13 protein-coding genes are annotated in these 13,372 nt (G+C 40.3%); 6 read left to right on the forward strand and 7 right to left on the reverse strand.

The window, feature by feature from the left end; all coding sequences use genetic code 11:
* Positions 1-469: 469 nt before the first annotated feature.
* From AC04Q1_RS08190 to AC04Q1_RS08200, 3 genes are all read right to left on the reverse strand, one after another.
* Positions 470-853: a (deoxy)nucleoside triphosphate pyrophosphohydrolase gene (locus AC04Q1_RS08190; RefSeq protein ID WP_478363560.1), complete on the reverse strand. Its 384-nt coding sequence runs from the start codon at positions 851-853 to the stop codon at positions 470-472.
* On the reverse strand, positions 840-1,718 hold the full coding sequence (locus AC04Q1_RS08195) for a YDG/SRA domain-containing protein (RefSeq protein WP_478363562.1): 879 nt from the start codon (positions 1,716-1,718) through the stop codon (positions 840-842). Before AC04Q1_RS08195 ends, AC04Q1_RS08190 begins: the two co-directional genes overlap by 14 nt.
* Positions 1,719-1,930: 212 nt before the next feature.
* Positions 1,931-2,323, reverse strand: coding sequence for a hypothetical protein (locus AC04Q1_RS08200; RefSeq protein ID WP_478363564.1), 393 nt, complete (start codon positions 2,321-2,323; stop codon positions 1,931-1,933).
* Between the two features lie 925 nt (positions 2,324-3,248).
* Between AC04Q1_RS08200 and AC04Q1_RS08205 the strand changes: the two genes are divergently transcribed.
* Genes AC04Q1_RS08205 through AC04Q1_RS08215 form a run of 3 tightly spaced genes read left to right on the forward strand, consistent with a single transcriptional unit; the run spans position 3,249 to position 8,554 of the window.
* A complete protein-coding gene (locus AC04Q1_RS08205; RefSeq protein WP_478363566.1) occupies positions 3,249-3,986 on the forward strand; it encodes a TlpA family protein disulfide reductase in 738 nt (245 codons plus the stop codon).
* A gap of 37 nt (positions 3,987-4,023) precedes the next feature.
* On the forward strand, positions 4,024-7,209 hold the full coding sequence (locus tag AC04Q1_RS08210) for a SusC/RagA family TonB-linked outer membrane protein (RefSeq protein ID WP_478363568.1): 3,186 nt from the start codon (positions 4,024-4,026) through the stop codon (positions 7,207-7,209).
* 1 nt (position 7,210) lies between these two features.
* Positions 7,211-8,554 carry a RagB/SusD family nutrient uptake outer membrane protein gene (locus AC04Q1_RS08215; protein WP_478363570.1) on the forward strand — a complete coding sequence of 448 codons (1,344 nt, stop codon included), beginning with the start codon at positions 7,211-7,213 and terminating at the stop codon, positions 8,552-8,554.
* A 65-nt stretch (positions 8,555-8,619) separates the two neighbouring features.
* On the opposite strand, the gene AC04Q1_RS08220 is transcribed toward AC04Q1_RS08215, so the two are convergent.
* From AC04Q1_RS08220 to AC04Q1_RS08230, 3 genes are all read right to left on the reverse strand, one after another.
* Positions 8,620-8,985 (reverse strand): hypothetical protein, encoded by a 366-nt coding sequence (locus AC04Q1_RS08220; RefSeq protein WP_478363572.1) that lies wholly within the window; start codon positions 8,983-8,985, stop codon positions 8,620-8,622.
* Between the two features lie 107 nt (positions 8,986-9,092).
* Positions 9,093-9,329: a hypothetical protein gene (locus tag AC04Q1_RS08225; RefSeq protein WP_478363574.1), complete on the reverse strand. Its 237-nt coding sequence runs from the start codon at positions 9,327-9,329 to the stop codon at positions 9,093-9,095.
* A gap of 254 nt (positions 9,330-9,583) precedes the next feature.
* Positions 9,584-9,940 carry a hypothetical protein gene (locus AC04Q1_RS08230; RefSeq protein ID WP_478363576.1) on the reverse strand — a complete coding sequence of 119 codons (357 nt, stop codon included), beginning with the start codon at positions 9,938-9,940 and terminating at the stop codon, positions 9,584-9,586.
* 184 nt (positions 9,941-10,124) lie between these two features.
* Between AC04Q1_RS08230 and AC04Q1_RS08235 the strand changes: the two genes are divergently transcribed.
* The 3 genes from AC04Q1_RS08235 to AC04Q1_RS08245 all read left to right on the forward strand — a co-directional run bounded on the left by AC04Q1_RS08235 (position 10,125) and on the right by AC04Q1_RS08245 (position 12,202).
* Positions 10,125-10,964, forward strand: coding sequence for a LytR/AlgR family response regulator transcription factor (locus tag AC04Q1_RS08235; RefSeq protein ID WP_478363578.1), 840 nt, complete (start codon positions 10,125-10,127; stop codon positions 10,962-10,964).
* A gap of 97 nt (positions 10,965-11,061) precedes the next feature.
* A complete protein-coding gene (locus AC04Q1_RS08240) occupies positions 11,062-11,613 on the forward strand; it encodes a hypothetical protein (protein ID WP_478363580.1) in 552 nt (183 codons plus the stop codon).
* Between the two features lie 70 nt (positions 11,614-11,683).
* Entirely contained in the window at positions 11,684-12,202 is a 519-nt protein-coding gene (locus AC04Q1_RS08245; RefSeq protein WP_478363582.1) for an SH3 domain-containing protein, read from the forward strand.
* A gap of 195 nt (positions 12,203-12,397) precedes the next feature.
* Here the strand turns inward: AC04Q1_RS08245 and AC04Q1_RS08250 are convergent, their stop codons facing one another.
* On the reverse strand, positions 12,398-13,372 hold the full coding sequence (locus AC04Q1_RS08250) for a DUF5712 family protein (protein ID WP_478363584.1): 975 nt from the start codon (positions 13,370-13,372) through the stop codon (positions 12,398-12,400).

The following is a 13,372-nucleotide window of genomic DNA, read 5'->3' on the forward strand; positions in this document are numbered from 1 at the left end:
GTTGGCTGGATTTTACGTAATTTTCTGATGATGTCTGGATCAAATGAAAGGAATTCTTTTAGTAGATGGCTTGCATCTGTGTACTTGTGATTCGCTGCTCGCCAAAAGCCATGGCCATTTTCTAGGCTATAATCAATTGAAAACAAATTTGCTAAACCTTCTTCTAAAACATTCGCATTGCTTTTTCCGGTTGGACAAAGACAGTGTATAACCTCGTGTGCAGTTTGAAATACTGCACGGCTGATATCATGCTCGCAGTCTGTTGATATTTGGATTACAATATGCTTCCTGTTTCCAGGATACCAAACTTGAGGGCCATTTTCGTTTAGCTCTATACCGAGTATAGTATATTCTTTATCTCTTAGTCCATATTTTTATTCTGCCGTATGCAGAATATGGTCTAGTTTGGAGGTAATGGTCCAAGTATAGCCACCTTGCATTTCTTTTGCGTGAAATATCGAATTCATTTTTATGCAATAAGTGCTTTAGCAATAGGAACGTCTGCTGGGGCCAAATTGAAGCTAAGTAGTTCTGTCTTTTTTATCCATTGAATTTCATCATGGTCTATCAACACGAAATCAGCTTGAATGAACTTACAGTCATAAGCTATAAGTTCTATTTGAACATTTCCATATTGATGAATAATGGTTTTAAAATGTTTGTCTATTTCAACCTGCATGGAGAGTTCTTCTCGTAGTTCTCTTATTAACGCATCGCTCTCCGATTCATCAGGTTCAACTTTTCCACCAGGGAATTCCCAACAACCACCAAGAGATTTTTCAGCTTTTCTTCTGCAAAGAAGTATTTTATCTTCATTAAAAATAATGCCGCAAACAACTTTAATTGTATCCATGTGCAACGCGATGATAAGCTAGGTTTGATAAATTTAGTTTATGCTTTTCTTTCAAAATTAGCTTTCCAGCCACATCGCCTAATAAGTTAAAGTCATCTGAAATAGAGAATAGCCCTTTGTCGAACATTACATGATGGTTAGGGCACAAACATATTAGGTTATTTGAGTTATCATCTCCGTTATGTGGTTTGCCTAAAGGTTTAATGTGTGCACCTTCGGCATATCGACCAACTTTGGTAATGATGGTTTCATTGCATATCTGGCATTGATAATTGTAGAGCAGTTTGACCTCTCTTGCTATTTTGGTGTCGCGAACTATTCTTAAAACAACGCTTTCGATTCTTTTTTTCTCTTTAATCGAGTAATCAAGCTCTATTTCTTCTGTGGTTTTCCTATGGGGATTAATACCTGTGTACTCGAGCTTGTATCTGCAGATTTTAAAACCGCTTTTACCGATCTCCTGCCACGCGTCTATTACACTATAAAGACCTGCGTACTTGTAGCCTTGTTTTGGAGAAAATGGGCTTTTGTGTTTTGCCCCTCTAATTACCCTTATGGGTAATCCCTCGTCCATGCTTTTTAATAATCCAGCGTTGCCTCGGTTATTCCAGTCTTGGTCTTTAGTTTGCTTTTTACTGTCGCCCTCATTACCACCAGCACCTGTATAAATGATTGTATCGCCAAGATCTTCGTCATCTGCGTAACCCCCTGAAAGTACAATAGCCGAAACGCCTGTTTTCCCTGTCCCATCTATTCCTCCGGCCCAGTTTCTATGGAAACTGTCCTTCATCATTATTCTTCTATCTTCAAATTGATAGCCTTCTGGGATACCTTTTATCTCTCCAAATATTATCGGCTTAGTCATGAAAAGTTAGCGCTTAATTTAGTTGTTGTTTTTAAATATGAGCCTATTGGCTAGAATGCGTTTTAAACGGAATGTTAAATCAGGATATCTGACGGTAATTCAACCCTACTACCACCCAGTCTCGTCGTTATATCATATCTCTATATCCATTGAACAATAAGGGGGGAGCTTGTTTTTTCCTTACATATTTCTTAACCGATCAAACAAACTCCCTATTTCTTTTTATAACCCTCAGCAAACTCCCTCAACCTCTTTACCAGCTCCGGATTATTTACCTTAACACTGACACCCCTTTTCTTGTCCAATTTTTCAACTTCATAGGGTATTCCTTCTTCTTTGTGCAATCTCTTCAACTCTTGTTCTAAAGCCTTGGCCAAACCTGTATCAATTCGCCCCTGTGGCTCTAATAAATCACGATTATCTTTTTGCAATAGTTCACCTATTTGATTTAGCTTCTCATCACTTGGCTGATATTTGTTTGAACTCCAATTGCTTACCGTTGTATAGTCAACATCAACCCATAGTGATATTAACCGAGACGAAGCACCCTTCTCCTTAGCAAGCTGTTTAATCCTGTTTACACTTTTATTGTTTTTTTTCTCCAAAATGTCAAATAAAAAGAATAAAAAGTTTGCGTATAACTCAAACTTTATTATATTTGTTATTAGTTATTTATAGCGACAAACAGAGTCGGGGCAACCAGGCTTTAACGATGTCACTCATGAAAGAAAACCGCTAAATTTCCACATGAGCCGATCGTGAGTTCGCCTATCTATTGAGTTTTGCTATCTTCGTGATATCTTATATTCAATAGGGCGATACTCATGTCAGTCTTTTGTGGAACACAAACCGAGGTTTGTGTGGTTCTTAGCGGTACCTCTTTCAAAAGCATTGAGTTTCGCCCTATTGGTTTCTACCAGTCTGGTTTCCTTCTGCTTTTGTTGAGTTCGCATCGTTTTACATAAAAACAACCGTTTATGAAAACGAAAAAATTAAGCGCCATCAAATTGTATCACTTCCAGGAAGAGATATTTAGTTATTCCCTTAAACTCATGTTAAAGAACATTATCTGTTCTCCATCGTAATGCGCGTGCAGGAAATACAAGTTTAAATAAAGCCCAAATAGTAGAGGCTAATGTGAAGAGAGCACACAAAGTCCCGGTGGGTTAATTTAGCTTGGTACCAGCCCTTTATTGCTGATTAGGCAAAGGTGCAACACAATGGTTTTTCGCAATCCCAAGGTAAGTATCTTTTTCCTAATAACAAATATGGTTTCCCTTATCCGCATGTTTTTATGCAGAAGGGCTGGTTTTTGTCTGTTTTTTTATTACACATATAAATTTAAAACAACATGAACCTAAGCAAACACTATCCCTTTGATAGGCTTTATGCTTTAAAGCCTAAGAATCCAATATAGTCAGTCAAAATCAAGGCGGTAACCTGGATGGTTAAATAGAAATAGGTTCTTTAATGATAACCTGCCTTGGTTCTTCTTCCCCGATTATCTCTTCCAAACCAACTAACCAAATCATGAAAATAAAGATAAAAAATATCTTACTGGATTTGTTATGTACAAATTCTGGATATAAAAAACTGGAAAATCAGTCTACAAACTGTTTTCCTACGATAAACACCAAGGCTTTAAGTAACGTCTGCCAAACTCAAATTTTGCGACAGACATTTATCCAAAAAATATGCGCAGTTAGTCTGCTCATTTTTTTTGCATTTACCTCTTTTGCCACATGTTGCCATGGCCAGGGAGTCAATATACCTAGATCTCTAAATATAGGTGATACTTTAAGCAGATCAGATTTAGCCACCATTTTCCAAGCAAGCAACTTACCTAAAAGCCGTAAAACCCTTGCATTAGATCACTACAAAGATGATCTGATTATTCTGGATTTTATGAATTCGTCATGTTCAGGCTGCATTGCAGCTATTCCAAAACTCGATTCACTTAAAAACAAATTTGATAAGTTAAAAATCTTTATGGTATCGCCCGAAAATAAGGAGAAATCACTTTATTTCTTCCGACATAATGAGATCGCAAGAAAGACAAAAATTCCGATGATATATGGGGATACAATTCTTAAAAAATTATTCCCCCACATGTTTATCTCTCATCTGGTTTGGATAAAAAACGCAAAAGTTCTGGCTATTACAAGACCGAAAGAGGTTAACCAAGAAAATATCAACAAAGTTATTGCAGGAGAGAAAATAAACTTTCCTATAAAAAATGACTTCATAAAATCAGCTAAAAATGAATAGGCTATTATTTCAATCTCTTCTAGTCATACTACCGTTCATGCTAAAAGCGCAATCGATAAGCGGGACTGTGCGCGATAAGGAAAACGGCAACATTATTTCCGGAGCCTCAATCAGACTAGTAAAAAACAGGACTGTCTCTATTTCGGATGAAAATGGAGTCTTTAAAATCGTTTTAATCATACTCCCGGACACCCTAATAGCCAGCAAGATGGGCTACAGCCAGCTAAAAATAGTGGTTCAAACACGAACGCCTATCAACATCACACTTGTTCCTACATCCAACCAACTAGAGGACGTAACGGTAAGTACAGGGTATCAAACAATATCAAAAGAGAGAGCGACAGGATCTTTTGAGGTGATCGATAACAAAATGCTGAACAGAAGAACAGGAACGGATATCCCAAGCAGGCTCGAAGGAATTACCACCGGTCTTCAGTTTGACAGACGCGGCCAAAGTCCCGACCAAAGTGCAGCAAGCGCGGGAAATATAGTTATAAGAGGGATCAGTACGCTTTCCAGTAACATAAAAACACCTCTCATTGTACTCGACAACTTTCCTTATGAAGGGGATATCCTAAATATAAATCCGTCGGACATTGAACAGGTGACAGTATTGAAAGATGCCGCAGCAGCATCAATCTGGGGAGCAAGGGCAGGAAATGGTGTTATCGTAATCACCACAAAAAAAGGAAAGCTTAACAGCTCAACCAAAATCACATTGGGAGCAAACCTGATTGTCTCCGAAAAGCCGAATCTCTTTAAATATCCCAGTATGTCTAGCTCAGACTTCATTGATATTGAGCAGTACCTGTTTAGGCAGGGCTTCTATGATTCTGCCTTAGGGAACAACACTACGTATCCTGTTCTTTCACCTGCTGTCGAGATTTTCGATCAGTCCAGAAAAAAACTTATCTCAAACGCAGACTCCTTGGTACTGGTTGATCAGTTGAAAAGTAGGGATGTAAGAAAAGATTTCGATAAAAATCTTTATAGGAATGGAATAAGCCAGCAATACAATCTTAGTATAAACGGTGGATCTGAAAAGATGGCCTATGCTGTTTCTGCAGGCTTTGATAAGAATTTCTTAAACCAGATGGGTAATTCATACCAAAGAATAACTTTGAGGGCCCAGAACACTTATAAACCCATAAAAAATATTGAAATACTGTTTGGATTACAGTATTCCAATAGCATTTCAGAAAACAACAGTCCAGGCGGAATAAGCGACATTCAATATGCATCCGGAAAAAACCTTTATCCATACGCCCAGTTAGCTGATGATTCTGGAAACCCAGTTTATTTTGCAAAAAATTATAGATCCGGGTATCTGGATACAGCAGGAAGAGGGAAGCTCTTGAATTGGCAATATAGTCCTCTTGACGAGCTGGCCAACGCTAACAATACCAACAGTCTCCAAGGGATACTTATTAATACAGGAATCAGGTACAGAATAAGCGATAGCTGGGCTGCTGACCTTAAATACCAATTTGAAGAAAACAAGACTGCAGCCACAAACCTGTACAATCAACGAACATTTCTGACACGGGACCTGATCAATCAGTTTACATTGCTACAGGGTGAAAAAATTACCTATAGGGTACCATTAGGTTCAATCCTAAATTCAAGTAACAGTACTTTAGGTGTTCATTCTGCGAGGGCACAGCTCAGTTACAACAAACAATGGAATAAACACAATATAACAGGAATAGCTGGTTTTGAAGTCCGGGATGGCAGCACCAAAAGTAACTACGACAGAACATATGGTTACGATGAAAATACACTTTCGATCTCGAGCGTAGATTACATTACCAATTTTACAAAGTACGGTAAACTCGGTACTGGAAGAATCCCCTTCGACGCAGGGTTTACCCAGCTTGAAAACCGCTTTGTATCGATGTATGCCAATGCCGCATATACTTTTAAAGAGCGATATATCCTATCAGGGAGTATAAGAAGAGATGCCTCCAATATATTCGGAGCCAGTACCAATAATAAATGGAAGCCCTTATGGTCATCCGGATTTGCCTGGGAAATCAGCAGGGAAGGATTTTATAGTATCGGTTTTTTACCTATGCTAAAGCTACGGGCCACCTATGGAGTCAGCGGCAATACCAACAACAGCATATCCTCCATCCCTATACTTTCTTATTCTTCAGGCGCGAACAATATCATCGCCAATTTACAGAATGCGACAATCCTCTCAAGCGGGAACCCCAACCTGACCTGGGAATCTGTTAGAACATTGAACTTAAGTTTAGATTTTTCCGTGGCCCAGAGCAGGGTTTCCGGAAGCATTGAATGGTATAGCAAGAGAACTGACGATCTCATCGCGGGCCAGCTTATAGATCCGACAACCGGTTTTGGGGGTATTTCTTCAAATAGTGGTGGAATGTTGGGCGAGGGGGTGGATATCACCCTTAATACGCTTAATTTAAATGGAGCCTTTAAGTGGAGTACAACACTGCTTTTCAGCAGGGCTTCTGCCAAAATCACAAAAATCAAGAACGATGTATCAAAGCGCCAGGGCCTCGACTATGCTCTGGGGGACGGCTCATTGATCCTGCAGGCACAAGATACGAATCCTTATGCATTATGGGCTTTCAAATGGGGTGGTCTCGATAGTAAAACAGGTAATCCCATCGGTTATCTCAACAGCGAGGCCAGTCAAGACTATACAGCTATTCTGAACGGCACACTTGTAGAGGACCTGGTTTACAAAGGAACTGCGCTTCCCCCTTATTTCGGTTCCCTACGAAACAGTTTCAATTATAAGAATTTCGGTCTCGCCATTAACATGACTTATAAAATGGGGTATTATTTCAGAAAAAAAACCATTTCTTACTATAACCTTTACAACAATGGTGCTTCCTCTCCGGAATATTCTAAAAGATGGCAAGTGCCAGGCGACGAGTTAAAGACTAATGTCCCTTCAATGATATATCCGGCCATCCCGGCAAGAGACTCATTTTATCAGGGCTCAGAGGCCTCGGTATTAAATGGCAACCATATCCGTATTCAGGACATCAGTTTGAGCTATGATATGGCACTGAAAAGAAAAAGTGCCCTTCCGGCAAACAGTATATCATTTTATATATACATCAATAATGTCGGCATCCTGTGGCGGGCAAATAAAGAGGGGCTTGATCCCGACTACAACAATGGGAACGCTGCATTCCCTTTACCAAGAAGTATATCAGCAGGATTAAAAATAAATCTTTTATAAAATGAAAGCAACATACTTGATTTTACTAGTGTCAATCGCAATGAGCTTGAGTTCGTGTAAAAAGTTCCTTGATGAAAAACCGGACAGAAGCCTTTCAACCCCTGATAAACTGCAGGACCTCCAGGCACTGTTGGACGGGGCCGCGAGAATGAACAGGGCCGCAATCGCCCCTATGAATGCAAGCGATGAGTTTTATTTGCAACCTACTGTTTGGACAGCATTGCCAAAGCAATTTGATAAGGACTGCTATGTCTGGTCCCCTGAAACACAGAATGACCAGGACTGGGAGGCACTTTATATTATTGTATATTATGCAAACACGATTCTGGACAATATTGATCGCGCTGGTAAAAACGGAACAGCCGTTGAATACAACAGCATAAAAGGTTCAGCATTGTTTTTCAGGGCCCATGCATATTATCAGCTTTCACAGACCTTTGCAGCACAGTTTGACCCTAACACAGCAGAAAGCACTAAAGGTATCGTGTTACGAGCGAATTCCGACTTTTCCATACCTTCGAAAAGGTCCACCATCAAGGAAACCTTTGAACAGATATTAGGGGACTTAAACGAGGCTAAAACCCTTTTACCTATTGATGTACTTTATAAAACAAGAGTGAACAGGGCCAGTGCCTTTGCGCTAATGGCAAGGGCATATCTTGTTATGGGCGACTATGAGAACGCGCTGAAAAGTGCATCATCTGCTCTGGAATTAAATAACCGATTGCTGGACTTCAATGCCCTGGATGCCAGAGCTACTGCGCCCTTGCCTCTGTTCAATGATGAAGTAGTATTTTACTGTAATACCAATCTACCCTTGGTCTCAGTTTCTAGCAGAGCCATAATTGACACGGTCTTATACAGGAGCTATCAAGATAATGATCTTCGAAAATCTGTCTATTTTTCATCTAATGGTAAGGGGGGATACTTTTTCAAGGGAAGTCTAAACGGCTCTACCTCCAATATTTTCAATGGAATTGCAAATGATGAACTTTATCTAATTAAAGCTGAATGTGAAGCCAGGACGGGCAATCTACCTGGATCAATGAGAACACTTAACACCCTGATTCGAAAAAGGTTCAAAACGGGAAGCTTTACAGATTTCTCCGCTGCAAACAGTGACGAAGCACTCCAGCTGATTCTCGCGGAACGTAAAAAAGAGCTTATTTACAGAGGATTACGATTCACGGATATTAGACGTTTAAATATGAAAGGTGCCGCGATATTTCTCACTAGAAACCTGGAGGGTAAAATTTATAGGTTAGAACCTAATGATAAAAGATTTACTTGGCTCATCCCTCAGAAAGTTATCAGTTTAACTGAGCTTGAACAGAATGAGCGTTAATAAAAATAAATAGGGCACCGTAAATTTACAGTACCCTATTTACTTCTATAAATGACCTATACTATTTAGTCCACTTTGAAGTGTACACTTTCGCTTTGCTCAGGAAAAGTGGTCGGAGATGGAGTTCCGGGATTCTCAGCTGCCAAAAGGGCGTTTAAATCTGTTTGACTTAAGCCGGTTGTTGGATCCTGAGATGGATTCTCTATATAAATCTCACATAACGAAACATCTCCGCTACATCCACCACCACTAGGATTTCGGGTATAGCTTGCCGCTGAGTTTTGACTTCCAGACGGGTTATAACTAAACCAGGTTGCGTCGTATTTTTTTGCTGGTTTAAATGCAAAAGTCAAACCCATGATTGCTACAAGAGCAAATGTAAACATAGCTCCAAGCCATGTTTTTTTAGTATTAAATGATTTGGTATACATACCGATATTGTTTAAATTTAAAATGATTTAATTATGGTCGCCCTTGCGGCGGGCATTCCGAAAAAGGACTGTTCAGCTTTGGACAGCCTTTTTCCTTTCAGCAGGCCTCACGGCCTCGCCGGGAACAGCGCATATTTGCGAACATGTGGAAAATAAACAACTACTCTCTTTTGGGCGTGGTATTTATTGGGCTCACTTAATGCAGGTGAACCTAATTTTACTTCTACATTAGCTAAACGTTTCTTAATCATTTTAAGGATTAGCGTTGCAAGCACAGAAAGACCGGTTCGGAAAATTATTTCCGGTATCCGTTCAATCCATAGCGCTACCCTTAAAGTTTTCATAATTTCTGTTTTGCCTAACATTTACCCTTTACAACAACCTGGCTATTGTATGCCCATTCTAAAAATATACGCGCTTATCGCTGCGCCTGCGTCCCCTGTATAAAGTCCGGTCAAAACTTACGAGCACCTGCCGGTTTCCGCACCAATAACCTAATCAACTTCTGGGCAGATTATCTTAGCGCTTTGTACTTAACGCCCGGGAAGGGCGGCTGAAAACAGGTGCTACCCACCATATTTCAATATTTTTTCCCAAATCAATCGAGCCTATTTTCTTTATTTGAACGTCGTCTTTTCTCTTGCTCAAGCTTTTTGAGGAGCTCTTCCCTTTTAGCGGCACAAATAATGACACTTTCACGCTCCCGTTGATAGTGCATGACCTGTTTGTTACCTTGACGGGCCAAGGTTTCCAGTCTCAGGTCTGTTATCTGATCCTCGCATGTGCAATTTTTCTGAGGAAATAGTGTAGCCAGTCCAACGCCAATGACAACTGCGATAATGCCAAAAAGGCTTTGATAAACTTCTCCCCGTTCCGGTTTTTGAAATCTCATCCAAAGAAATTTATACTCTTTTTTTTCAGAGCCTGACGGCTGTTCATTAAAATCATTGTTCATTGCCTATCGGATTGCTTGAATAAATTTAGGCCTATCCTTTCAGAAAAATAGAGGCAAAAAGGACGTTTTTCCGTCAACTGCACCAATTTCGGGGGTGAACTGTCACTCACTTTGATGAATTGCCCCCAATGACTGGCCAATAAAATGGTCTTTTTGTATTTTTATGAAACTAATAAGGCAGTTTATGCATAGCAAGAAATCAGATGGCAAAAATCTTCCGGATTATTTCAGCTTTGGCTGGATGATGCTGATCTCACTATGCATAACGCTTTGTTTGAACTGGCCAACTATGAACTCACGGTTTTGGCATACCTTAACCCAAGATTGGTATCATATTGCATGTGCAAATACATTTGCAACCGTTTTCATCATGATAACCTTTACCAATATTTTCACAAGTTATCTGGATTCAAAGTGGCTCTGGGAGAAAGATTTATGGAAAAGGCTTGTTTTTCAGATTCTATTAGGATTTATGGCACCTATACTGATCTGTTATTTTTTCAGTTGGGTTTCTTTTTATTTCCTCAACGTCAATATCAGCTCAACAAGGTATATCCGGAATATGTCCAGCTTACTTGTACTCATTTGTATCATGATCAATCTCCTACATATGGTTTATTACTATATGTATAGATCTTCGGAATGGCTAAATAGTACGGCTGGAAAACCAAAACCAGCGCCGGTTTTGTATCTATTTATTCCTGATGGGAAGGGAGAGAAGAAAATTGCAACCGCAGCTATTGCCTATATTTATGTAGAAAATGGGACAACCTATATCCAGCATCATAATAGTGATCTTGATGTGTGTTTTATAGCTTTAGACAGTCTCTATAAAAAACTAGATGAAGCATCTTTTTTCAAAGCAACAAGAAGTTATATTGTCTCATCTGCGGCAGTAGATGGCTATGTAAAGATTCCACACAAAGGCCTTAAAGTAAAACTACAACCACAAACCCCAGAACCTATAAACGTCAGCCGTTCAAAAGCCCCTCGATTTATAGACTGGTTAAAAACAGACTCTTAGTAAAGTTTGCAAGGGATTTATCACAACTTTACGGAAACCCGTAATGATGTCTTTTTAGTTTCTCATACCTTGGCTCCTATTAATTCAAATCAGAAATATGAGCACAATTTTTACAAAATCAGTAATGTCTACCGCACTACTTATTTTAGTCGTGATGATGCACAGCTCCTGTAAGAAAGCAGCGCAGGAAACTGCAAAGGAGCAGGAGCAAGTTCCGGTAGTTTTTTCTTATGAGGTCACCTGTGATTACTGTAACATTTCCTACATCGATGCAACCAATCAGACCAAAACGGTAACGAGCAACATAGGCAAATGGACTTATAAAATTGAGAAAAAGGTTTCCTTTGATCTGAAGTTAAGCGTTTCATCAATCATTTCAAGTTATCAGACCATCCAGGCTTATATCTTAAAGGACGAGGAAGCGGTATACGGAAATCTCGGTTATAACCGTGCGGATCTTTCCTATAACACCGTTTCTGGAAATGGTACCTCAAGTTTTGGCAGTTATGTTTCCACCACCCCAACCGGCGGGAACAGCTCAGGCGGAACCACCGCGCCAACCTCGTCAGTTTGCGGGGCAAAAAACAAGACCGGAGGCTATTGCAAACGGGTGGTTGTCGGAGGTGGCAGATGCTGGCAGCATAAATAGACTGCCCGGGCGTATCTTCAATTGTATTTTACTTTAGCAACCTTTATATCGTTATATTAAAACGAAAATCATGAAAGCATTTATTTTGTCAATAGCACTGATGTGCTGTTATTTTCTTGGCAATTGCCAAAAGATATCTTCACTTGGCACAGTCAATGAAAGCAAGCTAGGAAGATGCACCGGTTCAGCTTATTGTTCAGCGTGTAAAAACTGTTCCCGTTGTGCCCACTGTGGGAGTGGAGGCACCTGTGGGGTATGCTCACCTGTTGAATCGCAAACCCCGGTATACTCCAGCCCCCGCAAAAAAGCATCTAGCTACAAGCCGAGATCATCTGCATCTGGTCAGCAGAAAAAGCAATCCTTTAGTGTTGAAAAGAGTAATATGAAAAGTTACGTTTCTGAATCTTTATCAGCGGTAAAGCTCAAAGAAATCAGTCTTCGCTCAGGGCCAGGATTATCCTATCCTGTTATAGAAACGCTTAAGCGCAACCAAAAAGTGAACCGACTTGCAAAAAAGGGAGAGTGGGTAAAAGTGAAAGTCCTGTCCTCTGGAACGACCGGTTACTGTAATCTGGCAGGAATAAATTAATATCCTGTACGAATAAGCTCTAAGAATGATCAGGTGGGGAAATAAATTCATTTGACTAACCCCCACTATTTTTTCCTGTAGAAGCTAAAGCGAGACATGCCGGGATAGTGCACCCGGGTGTTTCGCAGGCCGCAAGGCGCGAGGGGATTTCTTCTTCCGACCTTTTGATTTTTTATAAAACTATAGTCCTTCCTCTCAACGCTGCATAGCCTGCTGTTGTTGCCTCGCTTTTCTCCTTCTTCGCTTTTCTGCTTCTTCAATCGTATCAGATGCGATATCCGGAATAAAAGCAGGCTCCATCAAAACTTCCAAAAATTCGCCTACGGTTTTACCCGTAGATTCGAGCATGCTCCCAACAGAAGAAAAAATTCCCTCAGCGACACCTAAAGCAAGTTCATTAACCACAGACCTGCTCTGGTAATTTTTCGTAGACGCCTCTTGTAGAATATCCAACTGCTCCCTTTGCTGTAAAGTGCCGTTCTTTAAAACATTGGCATAGGCCAGGGTATCTTTCAAGTTTCGCTCAAAGCCAAACTGATTGTCAAACAAATGCTCCCCACATTGCTTAAAAGCCATCCGGTCAAACTGCCCCATCTTTCTGGAATGTGCTATATTTTTACCTTTCGAGCTGTTCATGGGACTGAGCTTGATTCTATTAGTGATATCCCTGCGGCTGACGATCACCTGTACATGCAGCTGGTTTCCACTCTTTTTTTCTCCACGCTTCCGGCTACCATTTTTAACCGCTACATCCTTATGACTATAATACCTGTTGTGCTCCACTTTGCCAAACCAGAGCAAATCCTTATTGCTGTTTATCCCGGGGCGTCTGAAATTCTTTGCATATTCATCCATTACTTTCTCCGTATATACTTTCAGCACATTTTTCATATCGGGATCCCCAACCGATTTCCTTAAATGCTCCAGTTCCTTTTGGCTTGGGCTGATATTGATCAGGAAAAACTTGGCCTCATTTCTCCCGAGCTTTGCATTGTTTCCATCCATTGCGCGGCGTACTTCATAAGCCTCCACATCCTGCCGGTTTCCGTTGAACCATAGCTCCGGCTGCTTTAAATCCTCGGTCCGGTTCTCCTTTTCCAGGTAATTTACCAGACCTCCACTGCTGCCCTTGTTACTGGCTTCCTTATTGTCCGTAATATTGATGTACAT

This window comes from Pedobacter humicola (assembly GCF_056490705.1).